Annotated in this window: 27 protein-coding genes; 7 read left to right on the top strand and 20 right to left on the bottom strand. The window is 38.4% G+C overall.

Going from position 1 to position 19253, the window contains the following annotated elements; translation table 11 throughout:
- Positions 1–58: 58 nt before the first annotated feature.
- From ACNJYY_RS08950 to ACNJYY_RS08930, 5 genes are all read right to left on the bottom strand, one after another.
- Complete coding sequence (locus ACNJYY_RS08950; RefSeq protein ID WP_416731442.1) at positions 59–442, bottom strand: DUF3397 domain-containing protein; 384 nt, start codon at positions 440–442, stop codon at positions 59–61.
- Between the two features lie 4 nt (positions 443–446).
- The gene (locus tag ACNJYY_RS08945; protein ID WP_416731441.1) at positions 447–1334 is read right to left on the bottom strand and encodes a ketopantoate reductase family protein; all 888 of its coding nucleotides are present in this window, start codon (positions 1332–1334) and stop codon (positions 447–449) included.
- Positions 1335–1418: 84 nt separating this feature from the next.
- Positions 1419–2957 (bottom strand): acyl-CoA carboxylase subunit beta, encoded by a 1539-nt coding sequence (locus ACNJYY_RS08940; RefSeq protein WP_416731440.1) that lies wholly within the window; start codon positions 2955–2957, stop codon positions 1419–1421.
- 54 nt (positions 2958–3011) lie between these two features.
- Positions 3012–3224, bottom strand: coding sequence for an acetyl-CoA carboxylase biotin carboxyl carrier protein subunit (locus ACNJYY_RS08935; RefSeq protein WP_416731439.1), 213 nt, complete (start codon positions 3222–3224; stop codon positions 3012–3014).
- A gap of 21 nt (positions 3225–3245) precedes the next feature.
- The gene (locus tag ACNJYY_RS08930; protein WP_416731438.1) at positions 3246–4589 is read right to left on the bottom strand and encodes an acetyl-CoA carboxylase biotin carboxylase subunit; all 1344 of its coding nucleotides are present in this window, start codon (positions 4587–4589) and stop codon (positions 3246–3248) included.
- Positions 4590–4755: 166 nt separating this feature from the next.
- On the opposite strand from ACNJYY_RS08930, the gene ACNJYY_RS08925 reads away from it, so the two are divergent.
- Complete coding sequence (locus ACNJYY_RS08925; RefSeq protein WP_416731437.1) at positions 4756–5235, top strand: N-acetyltransferase; 480 nt, start codon at positions 4756–4758, stop codon at positions 5233–5235.
- A 33-nt stretch (positions 5236–5268) separates the two neighbouring features.
- On the opposite strand, the gene ACNJYY_RS08920 is transcribed toward ACNJYY_RS08925, so the two are convergent.
- From ACNJYY_RS08920 to ACNJYY_RS08905, 4 genes are all read right to left on the bottom strand, one after another.
- Positions 5269–5841 carry an RsfA family transcriptional regulator gene (locus tag ACNJYY_RS08920; protein ID WP_416731436.1) on the bottom strand — a complete coding sequence of 191 codons (573 nt, stop codon included), beginning with the start codon at positions 5839–5841 and terminating at the stop codon, positions 5269–5271.
- Positions 5842–5928: 87 nt separating this feature from the next.
- Entirely contained in the window at positions 5929–6690 is a 762-nt protein-coding gene (locus ACNJYY_RS08915) for an enoyl-CoA hydratase/isomerase family protein (RefSeq protein ID WP_416731435.1), read from the bottom strand.
- A gap of 80 nt (positions 6691–6770) precedes the next feature.
- Positions 6771–6944 (bottom strand): 50S ribosomal protein L32, encoded by a 174-nt coding sequence (gene rpmF / locus ACNJYY_RS08910; RefSeq protein ID WP_066240492.1) that lies wholly within the window; start codon positions 6942–6944, stop codon positions 6771–6773.
- A gap of 51 nt (positions 6945–6995) precedes the next feature.
- Complete coding sequence (locus ACNJYY_RS08905; RefSeq protein WP_144700956.1) at positions 6996–7514, bottom strand: YceD family protein; 519 nt, start codon at positions 7512–7514, stop codon at positions 6996–6998.
- A 150-nt stretch (positions 7515–7664) separates the two neighbouring features.
- Between ACNJYY_RS08905 and ACNJYY_RS08900 the strand changes: the two genes are divergently transcribed.
- Positions 7665–8870, top strand: coding sequence for a nucleotidyltransferase (locus ACNJYY_RS08900; RefSeq protein WP_416731434.1), 1206 nt, complete (start codon positions 7665–7667; stop codon positions 8868–8870).
- Between the two features lie 130 nt (positions 8871–9000).
- Here ACNJYY_RS08900 and ACNJYY_RS08895 read toward each other — a convergent pair whose 3' ends face one another.
- Together ACNJYY_RS08895 and ACNJYY_RS08890 are read right to left on the bottom strand one after the other, a co-directional pair.
- A complete protein-coding gene (locus tag ACNJYY_RS08895; RefSeq protein ID WP_416731433.1) occupies positions 9001–10044 on the bottom strand; it encodes a SepM family pheromone-processing serine protease in 1044 nt (347 codons plus the stop codon).
- A complete protein-coding gene (locus ACNJYY_RS08890) occupies positions 10034–10828 on the bottom strand; it encodes a patatin-like phospholipase family protein (protein WP_416731432.1) in 795 nt (264 codons plus the stop codon). The genes ACNJYY_RS08895 and ACNJYY_RS08890 overlap by 11 nt, the downstream gene beginning before the upstream one ends.
- A gap of 126 nt (positions 10829–10954) precedes the next feature.
- On the opposite strand from ACNJYY_RS08890, the gene ylbJ reads away from it, so the two are divergent.
- Complete coding sequence (gene ylbJ, locus ACNJYY_RS08885; RefSeq protein WP_416731431.1) at positions 10955–12172, top strand: sporulation integral membrane protein YlbJ; 1218 nt, start codon at positions 10955–10957, stop codon at positions 12170–12172.
- On the opposite strand, the gene coaD is transcribed toward ylbJ, so the two are convergent.
- Both coaD and rsmD read right to left on the bottom strand, forming a co-directional pair.
- Complete coding sequence (coaD, locus tag ACNJYY_RS08880; RefSeq protein WP_066393400.1) at positions 12169–12657, bottom strand: pantetheine-phosphate adenylyltransferase; 489 nt, start codon at positions 12655–12657, stop codon at positions 12169–12171. The genes ylbJ and coaD overlap by 4 nt on opposite strands.
- Before the next feature lie 22 nt (positions 12658–12679).
- On the bottom strand, positions 12680–13234 hold the full coding sequence (rsmD, locus tag ACNJYY_RS08875) for a 16S rRNA (guanine(966)-N(2))-methyltransferase RsmD (RefSeq protein ID WP_416731830.1): 555 nt from the start codon (positions 13232–13234) through the stop codon (positions 12680–12682).
- A gap of 336 nt (positions 13235–13570) precedes the next feature.
- On the opposite strand from rsmD, the gene ACNJYY_RS08870 reads away from it, so the two are divergent.
- Complete coding sequence (locus tag ACNJYY_RS08870) at positions 13571–13948, top strand: methylthioribose kinase (RefSeq protein ID WP_416731829.1); 378 nt, start codon at positions 13571–13573, stop codon at positions 13946–13948.
- 51 nt (positions 13949–13999) lie between these two features.
- On the opposite strand, the gene ACNJYY_RS08865 is transcribed toward ACNJYY_RS08870, so the two are convergent.
- Positions 14000–14275: a YlbG family protein gene (locus ACNJYY_RS08865; protein ID WP_066245799.1), complete on the bottom strand. Its 276-nt coding sequence runs from the start codon at positions 14273–14275 to the stop codon at positions 14000–14002.
- Positions 14276–14345: 70 nt separating this feature from the next.
- Here ACNJYY_RS08865 and ACNJYY_RS08860 point away from each other — a divergent pair, with 70 nt between their 5' ends.
- The gene (locus ACNJYY_RS08860) at positions 14346–14666 is read left to right on the top strand and encodes a hypothetical protein (RefSeq protein WP_416731430.1); all 321 of its coding nucleotides are present in this window, start codon (positions 14346–14348) and stop codon (positions 14664–14666) included.
- A gap of 2 nt (positions 14667–14668) precedes the next feature.
- Here the strand turns inward: ACNJYY_RS08860 and ACNJYY_RS08855 are convergent, their stop codons facing one another.
- The 4 genes from ACNJYY_RS08855 to ylbD form a co-directional block, all read right to left on the bottom strand.
- Positions 14669–15103 carry a YlbF family regulator gene (locus tag ACNJYY_RS08855; protein ID WP_144700970.1) on the bottom strand — a complete coding sequence of 145 codons (435 nt, stop codon included), beginning with the start codon at positions 15101–15103 and terminating at the stop codon, positions 14669–14671.
- A gap of 113 nt (positions 15104–15216) precedes the next feature.
- The gene (locus ACNJYY_RS08850) at positions 15217–15651 is read right to left on the bottom strand and encodes a hypothetical protein (protein ID WP_416731429.1); all 435 of its coding nucleotides are present in this window, start codon (positions 15649–15651) and stop codon (positions 15217–15219) included.
- A gap of 64 nt (positions 15652–15715) precedes the next feature.
- Positions 15716–16018 carry a YlbE-like family protein gene (locus ACNJYY_RS08845; protein ID WP_416731428.1) on the bottom strand — a complete coding sequence of 101 codons (303 nt, stop codon included), beginning with the start codon at positions 16016–16018 and terminating at the stop codon, positions 15716–15718.
- 15 nt (positions 16019–16033) lie between these two features.
- Positions 16034–16438 carry a spore coat protein YlbD gene (ylbD, locus tag ACNJYY_RS08840; protein ID WP_416731427.1) on the bottom strand — a complete coding sequence of 135 codons (405 nt, stop codon included), beginning with the start codon at positions 16436–16438 and terminating at the stop codon, positions 16034–16036.
- Positions 16439–16610: 172 nt separating this feature from the next.
- Here ylbD and ACNJYY_RS08835 point away from each other — a divergent pair, with 172 nt between their 5' ends.
- On the top strand, positions 16611–17090 hold the full coding sequence (locus ACNJYY_RS08835; protein WP_416731426.1) for a PaaI family thioesterase: 480 nt from the start codon (positions 16611–16613) through the stop codon (positions 17088–17090).
- Positions 17091–17153: 63 nt separating this feature from the next.
- Here ACNJYY_RS08835 and ACNJYY_RS08830 read toward each other — a convergent pair whose 3' ends face one another.
- Complete coding sequence (locus tag ACNJYY_RS08830; RefSeq protein WP_416731425.1) at positions 17154–18185, bottom strand: CAP domain-containing protein; 1032 nt, start codon at positions 18183–18185, stop codon at positions 17154–17156.
- 124 nt (positions 18186–18309) lie between these two features.
- Positions 18310–18738 (bottom strand): CBS domain-containing protein, encoded by a 429-nt coding sequence (locus ACNJYY_RS08825; RefSeq protein WP_416731424.1) that lies wholly within the window; start codon positions 18736–18738, stop codon positions 18310–18312.
- Between the two features lie 158 nt (positions 18739–18896).
- On the opposite strand from ACNJYY_RS08825, the gene ACNJYY_RS08820 reads away from it, so the two are divergent.
- Positions 18897–19247: a YugN family protein gene (locus tag ACNJYY_RS08820; RefSeq protein WP_144700984.1), complete on the top strand. Its 351-nt coding sequence runs from the start codon at positions 18897–18899 to the stop codon at positions 19245–19247.
- Positions 19248–19253 lie beyond the last annotated feature (6 nt).

Below are 19253 nucleotides of genomic sequence, written 5' to 3'. Positions count from 1 at the left end.
TCAATTACATCCTTAACGAGTATAGCAAAGAACGATTGAAGAACATAAAAAATATGCTCTAAATGTCCAAAATACGTGAAACGATTCCATATGTCATCAATGAAAAGTAGCCAATTGAAAGAACAAGAAACTGCAGGCGCCAATTTAACCTAAGTATTTTTCCGATAGACAGATCCAAATCATTTTTCCAAATCACATATGTAAAAAGTAAACAGCCGAATAGAAATACGAGTAAAAGAATCCAGTAATAAGAATGGCCCCAAATTTCTACGGTCATTCGTTCAATCGCAATAAATAAAAATAACGTTGTACAATCAATACCCGCCTTAAAGGCTTTTCTCCTTTTTTTCGTAAGCTTAAGCATGCTCTTATTAACAAGAAAAAAGACAATATAAGGAACGGTTATTAAAGTAGCAATAATCGCACCTAGAACACTAGCCAATCATTCATCCTCTCCTATCCAATGCACTGATCGCTTCATAAGCAAAACGAGAATAAGGGGTTTGAATCTTCAATTCGTTTCCTCTCTTAATAACCTCACCCGTAATACTCTCAATTTCAGTTTGCTTACCACTCTCTACACTCTTTAACATGGAAGAGTGGTTTAATGAAGTATTTCTGCATAGGACTAACAATTCCTTCCATAACACTTCGCGCCGTCCTGTCATATTCAATACGGAAACAGCTTCTTCAAAAAGCTCTTTCATCATTGAATGTGCATGTGGGTTCGTTAAAAGTTCTCCATTTGTTATTCTTAACAACGCTGTAAGCGGATTGATTGATGCATTCATAATTAGTTTTTCATAAACTATGGGCTCCCACTGTTTTTCTAATGCAATTGGAAAACGACTGGAATGAAGTAATCCGCTCCATGTCTGTCCAGAATCCCCTCTATACGAGGAAACTTTTATCCTGCCTTCTCCAAGATGATGAACGGTCGTATAACCTTCCTTGATCGCACCGTGCTCAACAACACCAATACTTATTTGTTTTTGTGGCATGCTTTTCAAGAAAGATAGATGACTGATTCCATTTTGTAAAAAGAGATAGGAAACTTTACTGTATGTAATCAATCCGTGTAATTCATTCATCGCCGTTTGTTTAACGGCAATGATACACGATGATTCTTCACCAAAATATTGTGAAAATGGCTTCGCATCGACCTTTACAGTTGTATCGTAACCTTCTATATCTCTGTATGTGAGTCCAGACATTCTGAGTTCCTTTGCTTGTTCAGAGCTTCTTGTATATATTACAGGTTCATGCCCGTTCTCTTTTAAAAAATAGGAAACTAATAACCCGATGGCCCCTCCGCCAATGACACTTATTCTCATAATAATAATCACCTCAACTTACTCGATATTATCATATTCTTAAATCAACCTAAAAAAACCTCCCAAATTTGGGAGGTTCATTTTTTAAACCGGATAGACAGGATGCTTTCGTTCACTGAATACCATTTCTTTGTTTTCATAAAATGCAAAACGGTTTGCAAGTTCAGATCGCAGAGCTGAAGGCGAAACAATATCATCAATGATCATCTCAGACGCAAGCTTATAAATATCAATATGCTCTTTATATTCTTGTTGTTTTTGCTGAACAAATTGAATACGCTCTTTTACATCTTCAATCTCATTAATCTTGTTAGAATATACAGCGTTCACTGCTGCTTCTGGTCCCATAACCGCAATCTGAGCCGTTGGCAATGCAATACAACAATCAGGTTCAAATGCCGGACCCGCCATTGCATATAGACCAGCACCATACGCTTTTCGGACGATCACTGAAATTTTCGGTACAGTGACATCACTCATCGCAGCTATCAACTTAGCACCATGACGTATAATTCCAGCTCTCTCTACTTTCGTTCCGATCATAAAGCCTGGAACATCAGATAAGAAAAGCAAAGGGATCGAGAATGCATCACAAAGTGTTATAAAGCGCGCTGCCTTGTCTGCAGAATCAACAAAAAGTACGCCGCCTTTTACTTTAGGCTGATTCGCGATAATCCCGACCGGTTTTCCATCAATACGCCCAAATCCAGTCACGATCTCTTGTGCGAATAATTTTTTCATCTCAAAAAAACTACCCTCATCGATGAGTCCATCAATAAATTCATACATATCAAACGGAACGTTTTGATTTTCTGGAACGATCGCTTCTAATTCTCTTCCCGCTTTAGGAGCACTAGAATCAACAACCGGAGCTTTTAATTTATAGTTACTCGGGAAATAAGATAGGTACCTTTTAGCTTCTTCAATAGCTTCCGTTTCATCTGCTGCCAAAACGTCGCCGCATCCACTAACAGAGCAGTGCATCCTTGCTCCGCCCATTTCTTCAAGCGTCACTTTTTCACCGATTACTTTCTCAGCCATTCGTGGACTTCCTAAGTACATGGATGCATTTTGATCGACCATGATTACGATGTCACAAAAAGCTGGTATATATGCTCCACCTGCTGCTGAAGGACCAAATAGAATACAAACTTGTGGAATCATCCCAGACAGTTTTACTTGATTGTAAAAAATCTTGCCCGCTCCCCGGCGGTTAGGAAACATATCTATCTGATCGGTAATTCTAGCACCAGCCGAATCAACAAGATAAAGCATCGGAACTTTTAACTTTTGTGCGGTCTCCTGTATGCGAATGATCTTTTCCACTGTTCTAGCTCCCCAAGAACCCGCTTTGACAGTAGAATCGTTAGCCATTACACAGACCGTCTTCCCGCCAACTTTACCTATTGCAGTTACAACTCCATCTGCTGGCAGATCACCTGCTTGATTATTTGCAAACTTAGCATCTTCAACGCTGTATTCACCATCATCAAAAAGAAGTCTTAACCGGTCGCGTACGAACATCTTATTTTGAGAACTGTTCTTCTCATGATATTTTTGTGCACCACCAGCTTCTATTTGATCGATCTTTTCTTTTAATTGATTTTCTAATTTTGCTACCATGATATACCTCCTTCAAGAGAGTGAGCGCTCGTTCAGATTGTCTGCATGCTAATTTTATTTAAGTGTAACGAGTACGTCGCCCTCATTCACAAAATCTCCAGATGCAAACTTAATATTTTCTACTGTTCCCGCATCAACAGCGTCAACGGGTATTTCCATTTTCATAGATTCTAAGATAATAACAGTTTGTCCTGCTGCTACCTCGTCACCTTCACTCACCAATACTTGCCAAACTGTGCCTGCCATAGATGCTGCAATTTCTTTCATTTCTCTCTCTCCTCTTTCTAATTATGGTTTTGAAACTTTTCTCTTACTTAAATAGCTAGTGGTATAATCACCTTTTATAAAATCCTCTTCTTTCAAGATCATTTGAAAGAGTGGCGTGTTTGTTTTTAATCCATCTATCTCTAGTGCATCAAAAAATTCAACCGCACTCTTAATGCATGCTTCACGATTGGAATCGCTTACAATTATTTTCGCGATCATTGGATCATAAAAAGGTGTAACAGCATTGCCACTACCATAACCTGAATCGATCCTTACATTCTCAGAGCCTGGCCATACTAGTTTCTCAATCTTACCTGGTGACGGGAAGAAAGTGATTGGATCTTCTGCATATAGTCTAAACTCTATCGCATGACCTTTACTCATGATTTCCTCTTGAGTCAATGGAAGCTTTTCACCTCTAGCTACTTGAATCTGCCATCTTACTAGATCAAGCCCTGTAATGCTCTCTGTAACAGGATGCTCAACTTGAAGCCGTGTGTTCATCTCTAGAAAATAGAAATCTCCGTTTTCGCTTACGACAAATTCAACGGTTCCCGCATTCACATAGTTTACTGCTTCTGCTGCTTTAACAGCCGAATCAGTAATTTTAGAACGAAGGCTCTCTGTTAAGAATGGTGATGGTGATTCTTCGACAACTTTTTGATTCCTTCTCTGAACGCTGCAATCTCTTTCAAATAGATGAACGATATTTCCATGTGTATCACCCATGATTTGAACTTCAATATGTCTAGCATTCTCGATGCATTTCTCGATAAACATTCTGCCAGAGCCAAAGTAATTCTTAGCGCGTTGTTGTGATGATACAAAATGTTTACGCAGATCTTCATTGTTATCACATTTCACCATGCCGATTCCGCCACCGCCGCTGCTTGCTTTAAGCATTACTGGATAACCGATCTGCTCGGCAAGTTTTACACCTTCTTCAACATCTTCGATAGGTTCGATCGTTCCCGGTACGATCGGAACACCTGCTTGCTGCATCGTTTTTCTTGCCATGATCTTATCACCCATCCACTCAATGGTTTGAGGGGCGGGACCTATAAAAGTTATTCCAGCTTTCTCTATCTTTTTGGCAAACTCATCATTCTCAGATAATAATCCATAACCTGGATGGATAGCATCTACCTTATGTTTGAGAGCGACTTCTAAGATCACTTCACTCTGCAGATAAGATTTTGCTACCGGAGGTTCACCAATATGTACCGCCTCATCCGCAGCTTTTACAAAAGGGAGGTCTTTGTCTGCTTCAGAATATACTGCAACCGTTTGAATGTCCATTTCCTTACACGTTTGAATAATTCGCAGTGCAATCTCACCACGATTAGCGATTAATATTTTTTTCATGTTCATCCTCCTTCCTGTTGTCAACATTACCTTTTTCGACATAAAAACCAAAAATCCTTTTTTGTAAGCGTAAACTAAACGAATATTTTATTTTTAAAGAATTTTTTGCATAATTAGTATATACTATAACTATAGAGAAAAGTACAGAAAGACAGGGGGAGAACATATGTTAAAGTATGAAGTAAAAAAATTATTAGTTAACTATAAAACACTTGAAGAATTTAAGCAGTTCAAAGAATATGGTGTACAAGAATTGTCAATGCTTGAGGATCTTCAAGAAAATATGATTGAAAACGACAGTGAGTCTCCGTTCTATGGCATTTATTATGGTGATAAACTAGTAGCACGCATGAGCTTGTATCAGATTGAAGCTGCTTATGATCAATATTTTGATCCTCCACAAGATTATTTAGAACTTTGGAAACTAGAAGTATTGCCTCACCATCAGACAAAAGGTCTAGGAAAAGCACTAGTAGAGTTCGCTAAAACGTTCCACCTTCCGATCAAAACGAATGGCAGACAACAATCTGGCGGTTTTTGGGAGAAGATGGGCTTTGAAGCTGTAACTTATAATCAAGAACGTGATCGTGGTCAGAATCCTTATGTATGGTATCCAACAGGCGTAAGTGAACAACGTCTCGCATAAAAAATAAAAAAGATGGCATCTGCCATCTTTTTTTTAATTTCTCACAGGAACTTCTACTAACTTCCTTGCCCTATCCATGATCTGCAATACATCTTTATAATCACGGTATACGGTTTCATATTCTTTATTTACTTTACTAAGTTTACTTTTTAAATTTCCGTTTTCTTTTTTGAGATTCTGAAGTTTCAAGAGCAAAGCTTTGTTTTCTGCTTCTAAATTTTTAGAACCTGGCGTTTCAGCTTGTAGCTGCTGTAAAAATAATATGATGTCATTCAAAGATAGAGACGTATCATTTTTCAAAGCATTTGGATGTTCCCTATGAAGTAATTCTTCTTTATGGTTTTCAATGGTTGAAGCAAACTGTTTAACTTTACGTTTATTTCGCTCTTTACGTACTTTTTTAGCCTCAGTTATCGCTTTATCATATTGTTTACGGATGAGCGAGTTCCACCGGAAACCACAAGCAGCAGGTGTTCTCGTTAGTTTCTCTCCTACCTCTTCAAATGCAACCAGCTGTGTACTTCCCTCTCGAATATGCCGCAGTGTTACTTCAGCAAGAATAGCATCTTCCTCTTTTGTCCAGGCATCCTGGCGCAAATTTGTCATTAAGATCCCCCCATTTTAGTGGTTTGTAATAAGAATATGCTAGTGCTAGATAAGATAGACTTTTTATTCTACTAAAATGAGGAAAACTTATTTTTTCAAGAAGGCATCTACTCTTTTATGGTGTTCGTCTGAAGCCCATAACTTTGCACAACGTTCGATCTCATTCTGTACGCTCAGCTTTATTTTTCCTACATCAAATCTTTCAAGCTGAAGAGCTTTATAAGATTCAATGACACCAAGAGGTTGAGAAGTAAAACGACTTACATAGCGTTCTGTTTCTTTCAAACTGTTTCCTTTAATAACATATTGGATAAATCCATAATCCATGCCTTGCTTAGCTGTAACAGGAGTAGAGCTGTATAAGAGGTCCATCGCTCTTACCATGTTGATTCTTTCTAAGAGGTAAGTCCCCCCGCCCCAGCCCGTTGTAATGCCTAGACGACCTTGGATAAACCCTACCTTCGCTTCTGCTCGAGCAAGCCTTATATCGCATGCTGATGCTATCTCACATCCGCCTCCAACTGCTGATCCATTTAGAAGAGCGACAGTAGGTTTTGGGAAAAAGAATAGCTCATGAAGAATGTTACCCATTTTGGATAACATCCCATATGCTTCTTCTTCAGTCTTTAATGAATGGAAAGCACTAAGGTCTCCTCCTGAACAAAACGCTTTTGAACCTGCTCCCGTTATGATGAGAACTTTTACTCCTTCGTCCTTTTTTGCTGTGTTCAATAGAGTGGATAAGTGTTTCATCACATCGTAGTTGATCGCATTACGCACTGATGGACGATTCAATGTGATCCACCCTATTCCATTCTTTTTTTCCCATAATACAGGTTGCTCGTTCACTATCAACACCTCCGATACAAAAGAAAACGCTTTATTTATGTATATGAAAAAACAGGAAGCCTATAGCTTCCTGTTTTTCATTACTTGCTAACTACTTCTTTTCCTTTGTAAGATCCACACTCACGGCAAACGCGGTGAGATAACTTGTATTCTCCGCACTGTGGACACTTTACCATACCAGGCATGGAAAGCTTGTAGTGTGTACGACGCTTCGCTTGGCGAGTTTGAGAAGTTCTGCGAAAAGGTACTGCCATTTGTATCCACCTCCTTAAAGGTTCTAGAAAGAATCATTATAACCTATTCTTTCACTTTTTGTCTTCGTCAAAAAATTTAGCCAGACCTTCCAAACGCGGATCAATCCGGTTTTTCATGTCCTCATCCGTAACCCTCTTCCATCCTTTACCTTCTTTAGGAGCAGGACTGTCTGTCACATCAGCAGCCGTAATTTTCAACGGTTTTTCAAGCAAAATATGCTCTTCGATGACAGGGAGAAGGTCAACGTAATGTCCTTCGACTTTGTGAAGGCTCTCTTCATCTTCGTATTCCGTATAGTTCGGATCGAAAATAAAAATTTCCGTCGTTTTTACCGAGAATGGAAATTCCACATCTACCAAAGTGTTGGCACATGGCAACACCATTTTTCCTTTTATGTTTAAGTAAAAAGTGGCTTTTTGCTGAGTTACATCTGCATGTCCTTCTATGTGAACAGGATCAACGCTTCTGATCTCCGGGTCTTTTTCCATCACTCCGCTCGCATCAACATTTTGTTCAAACGTTAACGGTTTACGGTAAAAATTTTTAATTTCTTGTAGTGACCATTTCATGTCTTTATCACCTCAAGGCAACAGTAGTAATTATATCGGTCATCAAATAAAATGTCAATATTTTATCTTTACACTGATACTTTTGATTCTAAACTCTTTTTAGTACAATGTAAACAAGTATAATCGAACGTTTAAAAGGAAGTGGAACAGTTGAAAGCAACTGGTGTTGTTGTAGAATATAATCCGTTTCACAATGGACATTATTATCATTTACAAGAAACGAAAAAAGCTACAGGTGCTGATTGTATTATCGCTGTGATGAGCGGTAATTTCCTTCAACGAGGAGAACCTGCTCTTTTGTCAAAATGGAAAAGGACTAAGATGGCGCTATTAGGTGGTGCCGACCTTGTTATTGAACTTCCATATTCCTATGCCACTAGCCATGCGCCTCGTTTTGCTTTTGGAAGCATATTTTTGCTTCAATCTCTTGGTGCAGAGTCTTTTTGTTTTGGAAGCGAATCTGGGGAAACTGAACTTTTTAATAAGACTCATGACTCGGTGAACGCTCAAAAGGAAACCTACCAGGATCTTGTTCGGTCATTTATGAGCAAAGGTCTATCATATCCCTCAGCTGCATCACGAGCATACGAATCACTTGATGTTCCGTTGGCGCTCGATCTCAGTAAACCAAATAATATATTAGGTTTTGAATATGTAAGAGCTAGCCGTGAGTTAGGTTCTCATATTCGACCTGTTACGATTAAAAGGAAAAATGCTGATTACCATGATGTCATGCTGGGCAAAGGTAATATTGCTAGTGCAACTGCTATTAGAGAAGCTATTTTTAAAGGTGATGTAGAACAATCTGCAGCGTATATGCCTCATTACACACTTGAGATTTTAGCTGAAGAACAAGCTGAAAAAGGTACTCTTATGAACTGGGAACGCTTTTTTCCTTTTCTTCGTTATCAACTATTATCTACAAGTCCCCATGAAATAAACCGTTATTACGAGGTTGAAGAGGGTTTAGAATATAGGATGATCGAAGCGATGAAGAAATCTGACTCATTTGAAACTTTTATGAAACACTTAAAGACAAAACGATATACATGGACAAGGCTGCAACGCGCGTGTTTACACGTTTTAAATAAGGCTAAAAAAGAAGAGATGTTAGCCATTTTAGACTCACCTCCTTCATACATTCGCGTATTAGGGATGACTGGTAATGGCAGAGATTATTTAAGTACTGTTAAAAAAACGTTAGACCTGCCTCTTGTTACTACTGTGTCTAAGCATGATTTTGCTGGATTGAGAATGGAAGCAAGAACTTCTTTAGTTTATGCCCAAGGCGCAGCTCGGGATCTTTTGCGAGCTGAAAAAGAAGAATTCAACACCCCGCCAATAATGGTGAATTGATGTAGCGATGCGGTTATATTCGATGGCGCTCGTATTTTTGATATGGCGCTCGTCGGAGCGTGCTTAACAGCCACTCCGACGAGCTAAAAAAGGATGCAGAAGCTACTTGTGGCTTCTGCATCCTTTTTCTCTACAATTTTTTCAGATAATCCAGTGCATCGTTCAGCGTTTTAACCGGTACGATCTTCATTTTGGAGCCTATATCTTTTTGAGCCTTCACCGCATCACTATAGTTATCTCCATCAACAGGTGCAAAGAAAATTTCGGCACCTGCTTCATCAGCTGCAACAATCTTTTGCTGTATACCGCCGATTGGTCCTACATTCTTTTGAAGGTCCATCGTACCGGTTCCTGCAATCTTCTTTCCATGTGTAAGATCATCTGGTGTTAATTGATCCATAATTTCTAACGTGAACATCAACCCAGCTGATGGCCCTCCGATCTGTGAGGTATCAATCTTCACTTTCGGATCCGTTACGATGGATACATCTGCTATAGGAGAAGTGATGCCAAGACCCGCTTTTGGTCCTTGATCTTGAATATATTTCTTTGGAAACTCTTCAATATTTAAATTCACATTCAATTTTTTATCGCCACGTAAAATAGTTAAGTCTACTGCATCTCCTGCGTTCTTAGGAGCAAGTGTATCAAGTAGTTTCTTTGTTTCCATAACAGGATTACGGTCAACAGCAATAATCTTATCTCCAACTTTTAATTTCTTTTCTGCCGGCATTCCCGATATGATTCCCGTAACATAAACACCATGGTATTCAATGTCTACTTTCTTTCCTGCCTCTTGGTAAGCTACTATCGTAGCAGCATGCTGTGAATCTTCCATCATCTGAAGCTGTCTTTGGTTGTATTCTTCATCCGTCTCATCTTCTCCTCGGATCTGATCAGCAGGGATGACTTCACGATAATCACTCAGTTTTGCCCATATGTATTGCGGAATGTTTGCTGTACCTACCGAAACCGTTGTCAGCATGAACACTCCCTTATCGTCGTCTCCTCCCTCTACGCTAATGATGGGATCTAATACTCTGGCATCCCCGGGAGATGTAATGTAGTAAGGAAGTGGATAGAATGCTATAAAAGCAAACACCAGCAAAAAAAGAATGATGAATTTATTTTGCGAGAAAAAGTTTCTTCGTTTCGTTGTTTTTTCAGTGGTCATGCATAGACTCCTTCCAGTTGTTGATCTTCTCTAAGATTTTTGGTATCTGTTTTCTTCCTGCTTCTTCTCCTATAGCGATTATATCATTTACATCCTTAAATGCTGTAGAACTGAACTGCTCAACCATTGGACGAATCATAATATCTGCTGAAATCTCGTGCCAGCGCACCATTTCACGCTGCATGATATCAATGCTTTGGATGATAACATCAAAAATGGATGAAACCTGAAGTTCGGCTTTGAAATGAGAGATATCTACTGCGATTACTAGGTCTGCTCCCATCTCTCTTGCCACAGAAACAGGTACACGATCGATGACTCCACCGTCCACTAAAAGTTTTCCGTCTATTTTTTCAGGGACTAAAATGCCAGGAATCGAGATGCTCGCACGAACTGCATCTGCAATAGGACCGGTTCTAAAAACTACTTTTTCTCCTAGCAGTAGATCAGTCGCCACGATCGCTAACGGAATTTCCGTTTGTTCAATATGTTTTTGTTTTGTGAGGAGCCTTACGAGTTCTTTGATTTTCTTCCCTGTAATAAACCCCATCTTAGGTACGGTGTAATCCATATAATATTTACGCTTAAAGAGCGTTGCCATACGGTAAAGATTTTCATCGCTGTGACCCATACTTACCATCGCACCGACCAAAGCTCCCATGCTGCTCCCTGCTACCATGTCTATAGGAATCCCAGCATCTCTTATTGCTTTAACAACACCAAGATGAGCAAATCCTCTAGCACCACCAGATCCTAGAGCAAGTCCGATTTTCGGTTCTTTCATCCTTTGCTCCTCCTTTTAGAAGCACCGTCTTTTTTTAACATATGGTCTAAAGAGTAAGGCTATACGTATAAATAAGGATGAGGACAAGTAAGTATAGTGTAATTTTGCGAGAGGAGCACTCCCCTTATGAACAAAGCCTACTTCAAAACGCTTCTATTGTCAGCATCTGCTATTATCATAGCAATATCCATAATCATATACCCAAAAGAAACTTACATGGCATCCGTCAACGGGCTGAAGATGTGGTGGGACGTTGTTTTCCCGTCCTTGATGCCCTTTTTTATACTATCAGAGGTATTAATGGGGTTTGGTGTCGTACATCTGATAGGTGTATTATTCGAGCCTCTTATGAGACCGCTTTTCCGTGTGCCTGGTGCAGGAGGTTTCGTTTGGGCGATGGGTATTTCTTCAGGATTCCCTGCTGGGGCAAAGCTAACAGCACGATTATGGCACCAAAAGCAGATCACGACCCTAGAAGCTGAACGCCTCGTATCTTTTACGAATTGTTCGAACCCTTTGTTCATGTTCAGCGCAATTGCAGTGGGTTTTTTTCATAACGCAGCTCTTGGCATCGTTCTCGCAGTAAGTCACTATTTGGGCAATTTTTTCGTTGGGCTGATCATGAGGTTTCATGGTTGGAAAAAAGAACCTGTTGAAAAGGAAATACGCTATAGAGGAAAAGGACTAACCAACGCGTTTAAACACATGCATGAAGCTAGATTAGCAGACAATCGCCCCATCGGGCAGCTTCTTGGAGATGCCGTGCAGCAATCTACAAAAACACTTCTTATGATCGGTGGGTTCATTATTCTCTTCTCTGTACTAAGTAAGATGATGGATCTTCTTCACGTAGCAGAACTGCTTTCAAGCTTGATAAATTATTTTTTTATCGCGCTTTCGCTATCTGAACAATTAAGTCTTCCTCTTATTAAAGGAATCTTTGAGATCACGTTAGGCAGTAACTTAACGAGTCTCGCTCAATCGTCCATCTTACAACAAGCCGTGATCGTGAGTTTTATATTAGCTTTTAGCGGTTTTTCCGTACAAGCACAAGTAGCTAGTATCCTTGCAGACACTGATATTAAGTTCAAACCATTCTTTTTTGCAAGAATACTTCATGGATTTTTATCGGCGATCATTTGTCTTTTAGTATTCCCTTATTTGTATCACGTTAAAAGTACTACTGCTCCAGCATTTGCATTTCTTACTGAGAAAACCGTCCATATTAGCGAGTTCGGTATGTACGCACTCATGCATAGCCATTATGTAACACTTGGATTCTTAATCCTTTCAATCCTAATATGGAACAGAAACCTAATGAAAAAAAACAGCCTCCGCACTTAACGGGGGCTGTTGTATTTTTCTTTTAATGCTTCTTCTACAACTTCAGGAACAAGATCTGAAACGTTCGCATGATACTTTGCTGCTTCTTTAACGATGCTAGAGCTCAGGAAAGAATATTGATTGTTTGTCATCATAAAGAATGTTTCAACTTCATCATCTAGTTTTTTGTTTATAGAAGCGATTTTCATCTCGTATTCAAAATCTGATACTGCACGAAGTCCCCTAAGAATAACATTTGCTCCGATATTCTTTACATAATCGATCAGAAGGCCGTTAAACGAGTCTACCTTTACGTTGGGAAATTGTTTTGTAACTTCCTTTAAGAGTACGATTCTCTCATCAACTGTAAACAAAGGGTCTTTACTTTGATTATTTGCTACTACTACAATTACTTCATCAAATACTGTTGCTCCACGTTTAATAATGTCCAGATGACCACGAGTTACCGGATCAAAGCTACCAGGACAGACTGCAGTTGTTGGCATTTTTTTCACCTCATACTTTATGTTAATCGCGTTTGTAGATCGTTATTGTAGTTGTTTTTCCGTATGTTTCCTGTCTGACCTGATAAAAGTTTCCGATCTCCTCAGGTAGTGTTACATCTGTACCATGTTCAGTTACTATACTTCCTTCTGGAGATAGAAGTTCAAGTTTATCAATCTCCTCCATATCCTTTAACAACATCTGCTTCGCGTAAGGAGGATCAAGGAATATCATATCAAATTGCATCTCTCTTTTGTGAAGCGCTTTCAATGCTCTTTTTGCATCATTACGAAAAACTTCTGTTTTGTCTTCGTAGTTGCATTGTTTAATATTCTCTTTAATCGTATGTATCGCTTTTTGATCCTTGTCAATGAAAATAAGATGCTCCATGCCTCGGCTTAATGCTTCTAAACCTAAGCCACCACTTCCACCATATAAATCAAGACCCTTACCTCCATCAAAAAAAGGACCGATCATGTTAAAGATGGATTCTTTGATCTTATCAGTTGTTGGCCTTGTGTTCGTACCTGGTACTGCTTTAAGTGGTCTTCCCTTACATTCTCCGGCTATAACTCTCACGTTCTTCACTCAATTCTTTATCCGTTTTCCCTTACTTATCCTATCACAAGTATTCCTGTAATCAAACATCAAATCTTTTTCTTATAAGTATAAGGCAAATTAAATGCGGTCATACTATTTATAACAACATCAACGAACGATGTTGTTGCCAACCGCGGAGAAGACTTACTCCCCATAAGTTCTTCATCCGGTTTCTCCTCTCCCATCGCCTTTAAACAGAAGTGATTTTGTTTTAAAGGCAACCTGCAGTTTTTGCTGCAGGTTTTTTTCATGCTTAAAATCCTTTAAGCAGATAGATGATTGTGCTACATTGTTTTATAGAAAGGGGATTGAATGATGATTCAACGATTTATTGAGCTTGGAGAAGGGTATTCAGATCTTTATGAACTCCTTGAGATCATGGAAACGAACAACGAGCGTATCTCGCAGTTATTGTGCCTAAAAGTTAAAAAAGAAGATAAAATGTACGCGTCATTAGTTGCCGTACTTCACCCTGCTTCTGAAGGAAAATTTCAGCCACTATACATTTGTCGAGAAGGAGTACCCTATCCTTCGAAACGAATTGATCTATTTGAGGCGAAAGCGGCTGAATTAAATAAAGAAGTGATAACATTTGACGTAAAACCATCAACAGATTTTGCTGAAACTGAACTCTTTTTTCACTATTTAACAGGGATTCTTCGCTTAAACTATCTCATCCCGCCGTTAACATAGTTACAGATTTCATAAAAAAACAGGCAGCTATTTTTATTAGCGGCCTGTCTTTTAAATCCCCATCTTATAATCATATTCTTTTGCTTTATCAACAATTTTACTTTCATATTCTGTCTTGATCTCTTGTTTATGAGACCTTTTTACTTCTTTCACAAAATGTAAGGATTCCAGCTTTGCTGCTATTTCGTCTATTTTGTTTCCATCACAGTACAGAACAGCATACTTTAACCTTCTAGAGACATAATGTACATTTCCATAGCGCCTTAACTGTTTTGAAAACTTTAATGAATGAAGAAATACAGATAGCCCACGACGATTACCTATCATAATTAAAGCCCCTTTTATATACTTAAATTGAACTAATAAATGAATACTCCTTAATAGGAAGTGATGCAGATTGGACTTAAACAACATTTGGGAACAGTTTATAGATCGTATGAAACAAGATCCTATGATCATTCATGTTGAAAGAAAAATGATGGCCGGTATCCCTTTCATATATGTAACAGTTTCTCCACAGTTTTTAATCGATCATACAACCGATTCTGTAAAAAAACATGCCGTAAAAGCTATGAAAGGGAAACGGCTAACATTGAACCTTACATTTGTAAGATCAGAAGAAAATCTTCATGTGTACCGAATGCGTTTTTTAGTTCCGCAAGAAAAAATGTTCTGCTGTGGTAACTTATGCTTTGATTGCATCCGGTTTAAAGACTGAGTTTAAGCACAGCCGCAAGATCCACCAGAACCGCATCCACCACTGCAAGAGCTCTCGTCAAAGAAAGGATTGCCCGTTGGGACTTTAATCTGCTCAGATACACTGTATGCAATGATTTTGCTGCACTCCATCAATAAATTCTCAAGTTCTTTTTCTGCTTTCTTAAATTGAGCAATGTTTTCATGGAAATCAAGCTCTCGTTTAAGTGTACGAACTTGTGTTGAAACGGTATGAAAATCAGGATGATATTTACCAAAACGCTGTACTTCTTCATACTGTTCTTTCATCTTGGCGAAACGAGCAATCATTTTCTGTGCTTCTACATCTTGCTCTAGGTTATATTTTGATTCTCTATATGCTATTGCAACACTGGAATCGGCAACCATCTCTGCTAATGCCAGAGATTCTTCCAGCAATACACTTTGGTCTAAACTCATACGTCACACCTCCCTTTAGGTATGAGGTTTCTAATCTATTATAGCGGATATTGACTGGACTTAAAAGCATAGCCGTCTTTATAAAAAAATAAAACTCTTCTAATATCGAAGAGTTATCGAACTTGAACGACTATGTTTTTCTTAATTCCGTAATCAGATCCATCCTTTTTCTTCAGCTGCAAAGTAATTCTATGTTTACCAGGATTCATATTTTTTAAGATGAACATAGATTGATTAGCATTCATCTTCCACTTATTGTTTACAAAAACGGCAATATATCCGTCCTTATTACCAGGTGTCTTCGTTAGACCTCCTTGGAATGAGAACCTTGAAATAATATTTTCAAAATAGATGCGCTGTTTTTTTACATGATAGTTAACCGCCCAGTCTTTATCCATTATGGGATACGAAGCAGATACCTCAACAGCTTTTGATTCTTGAAGTTTTGTCTCGGAGAATCCTTCATATAATTTGGTTATCATAAACAGCGTAAACACTATGACAACTAAAAGACTGCCTGTATAGATCCGTCTGTTTCTTATTTTCATAAAAAAACCACTCCTTATAGAAGTAGTTTTTTCCTTTTTTCTTTTTATTATCCCTCAAGACTCCTTAACCGTTGTTAAGAGAGTCTGGCATCGGCTGAAAATCATTCGGCACAGGAGCACTACTCCCTTTTACTTCGTCACCCATTACAGAGATTAATTCCATTAACAGTCCAAAATTTTGTACCTGTTGATGAAAGCGATCTACTCTCTGCCCGAAAGTACGTCCGTAAAACACTTTCGCACCCTCTTCCAGCTCAGATACTGAAAAAGGGTTTCTACTTAATTTCCTATACCACTCTGGTTTTTCTCTTATATAATATTTCAAGTCAGGTCTTGTATTCAAATACTCTAGGATCTCTCTTCGCACGCCGCACACATCCTTTTAGTCCCTGTATGAAGGATAATCATTCATTCTCTTCTCAGGCAGCTGGTTCGGTCTGTCAGACTGATTGTTAAATTGCTGTAATAGTTCTTGAACCGCATCCATCAGACTGCCAAATTGAGATAAATATTTTTGTACATCGTTGATTTGAAGTTTACTTAAACCAGCAACAATATCCCCAACTGTAAGTTCTGTTCTTGTCTTATCAGACTTAGAGCGTTCGTCTTGTTTTTTTTCTTTGTCTTTGTCTTTTGCATACTGATTCCAGCTTTCATGTTCTTCACCCAAAACGATCCAATCCTGATAAACCTCTTTCCAAGGCCTTTTATTCTTCTTCACTTCCTTAATTAAATCAGGATGTTTATGAACGAACTCCTTGAAACTTTCTATATCAGTCTTTACCACAGAATCCACCCCCAGCCATCCACTGACGAATGATGTTTACTACATGATACATAAGTGCCCATAAATTGGTGCGCCCATTTTTTAGAATGCGTGCAAAGTTGATTCTGTTTACTTTATTCTCATCCGCCCAAAAAGGTACAATAAAAATAAAAAAAGATTGAGGGAGAGAATATTGGATATTAAGGACGAGTGGAAAGAATTCTTTGAAACCAGTAATGAGCAAGAGCAAAAGGTCATGAAACTTTTTTTGGACAGTTTAAAATTAAAAAGAGAAAAGGACCATTTAACACACATTGCTTCTTTATTAGATCTTAAAACGATTAGAATCAACGACCACACACTAGAAATGGAGATGCCTAATACGCCCTTACTTGATAATTCAATTGGAATATTACATGGCGGTCTTACTGCAACCCTTTTAGATACAGCAATGGGCACTATGGCAAGTCTAGTTCCAGGTAATAAAAGAGGAGCTGTAACTGTAGAACTAAAAGTTGATTATTTAACACCAGGTGTTGGAGAATTGTTTATATGCCGTGCTGAAGTCGTTCATAATGGCAGACAATTAGTACGCATGGATGGAAAGGTACGCAACGAAACCGGTACGTTGATCGCATCGGCTTCGGGAACGTTCTTTAAACTTGCTGAATAAGACACAAATTAAAAAATTTTAAAAAAGGCTGAACCTATTAAGGTTCAGCCTTACACGATCAATTTACTCCATAGGCACCAAAAAATTTTGGGTGTAATACTTATTATCTACACCTACTCCAAGATGAGTATATTCATTGTTTAACAATGTGTTTCTATGACCTTCACTGTTCATCCATCCTTCAACAGCTGCAATGCCATCCGTATAGTTTGCTGCTATGTTTTCACCTGCTTGCAGAAACTTTACATCTTTTTGCTGCAGCCTGTCTGAAAGCGTTCTTCCATCCTTACTCTCATGGGAAAAATATTGCTGATCCAACATATCTTTAGAATGGAGATAAGCTATCTCAGATGTCTTTTCATCCCATTCCAACGGATTTTTTTCATATTTTAGACGGATGATGTTCGTTAACTCAAAAACTTGTTGTTCTTCAGATTGATCCACTTTATTCTGTTCATCATCGTTCAATTGTCCAAGCGGTGGCAGATCGCCTCGATATACTATAGAATAAGGTCTCTGTTTTAACAATACATCTGAAGTAGTATATCGTACACTTGAAAGCTGATTCGTAAATTTATCAAAATAAAGCTGTACCCAAACAGTATCATTCAATTTAATAAGCGGACGTAGCATTACTTCTTGCTCAGATAATTCAAATCTAAAAAAATCTTCTCCATCATTAATGGTAATATCACTCTCAATCGGAAACTTCTGAATGATCGTGTTTGAATTCTCTCCGATTGTGAAGGGTGAAGTGTTTACATCAGATCCAATAACAAACAGCGTAACTACTTTACCGTTTTCAACACCTGCTTGAAGATACCCTTTTGGACTCTTGTTTCCATAGATATACCATTCATAGCCATAACTTGATGGATCGATTCTCTCAGGTTCTCCCCATTGCTTCTTAAATGCTGCTATATCTTTACCTACCCAGTTTGAAACAGCATCCTCAGGGATCTTAAGTGATTCTTCTATGTACTCTACTTTTGTATCAGGCTTTTCTTTCTCGACCGTAAATTCTGGCAGAACATCATAAAAAAACAAACCGATTAATATAAAAACGGATAGGAAAAAAGTAACCAATCCTCGCATAGTGGTTCCCCCTATAACTTTCTTCTTCTCTTAGTTTAGCATAGAGGGTATATATTTGGATGAACGGTTTCAAAAATAAAACAGCTCCAATTTAAATGGAACCGTTTTATACCATCGATATAAATTATTGAATTTGATCCCGTTGCTCTGAAACTTGTGTAAGGGTATGTCCCGCTGCAGAGTCACTCTCTTTAGCCAGTGATAGATCTCCTAAAGAAATAATTCCTACAAGCTTATTGTTCTCGACGATTGGGAGCCTTCTGATCTGTTTCTCTGCCATAAGATCTGCAGCTTCTTCTGCCGTCATATCTAGAGAACCTGTATACAGATTTTCACTCATTACATCTGTTACTTTTGTAGAGCCTGGACGTTTTTCAGCAACTCCTCGAACGACAATATCTCGGTCTGTGATGACTCCTATGATTTGATCATTCTCACAGACTGGAATCACACCTACATCATCCTTCTTCATCTTTACCGCTACTTCATAAACATTGTCCAATGGTGTAACAAAATCAACATTCCTCGTCATGATCTCACTTACCTTTTTCAAATCCTTACCTCCTCTAAAATGGAAATCTGTTCTTCTTTATGCTTTACGAAAGAAAAACAAATATGCGCACTTTTGACAATGATTGCATCTTTAGCGCTTTCATAATATCATTAAGAAGTGATTTTTATTTTTTTATTGAATTCCTAGGAGGTTTCACAATGAAATTTGAAGAAAGCGGCTTAAACGGGAAGGTTGTTGAGTTTTCACTTTTAGAACATGTGATGGAAAACCATGGCATGATCCGTGCTGGCCAATGGGATTATGAACGTATTACATATGACTACAAATTTGAAGACATGACGAACGGTGATGTTTATTATTTCCGATTCCCATGTCATGTTATTGAGGCAGAAACTGAAACTCCACACGCTAAAGTTGAACTTGGAACACCTTATGTAGGGAAACATTATTACCCTCACGGTGTGGAATATGATGAAGTATTCCCAAAACACGTTGTTAATCAATGCAACAAATTAATTGAAGCACTTCATACTGAATTGCACGTTTAAAAAAAC

Source organism: Fictibacillus tiangongensis, assembly GCF_048083785.1.
In the GTDB taxonomy this organism is placed as follows: domain Bacteria; phylum Bacillota; class Bacilli; order Bacillales; family Fictibacillaceae; genus Fictibacillus.
The sequence above is the reverse complement of the archived record's forward strand: the minus strand, read 5'-3'. Positions and strand labels throughout refer to the sequence as shown.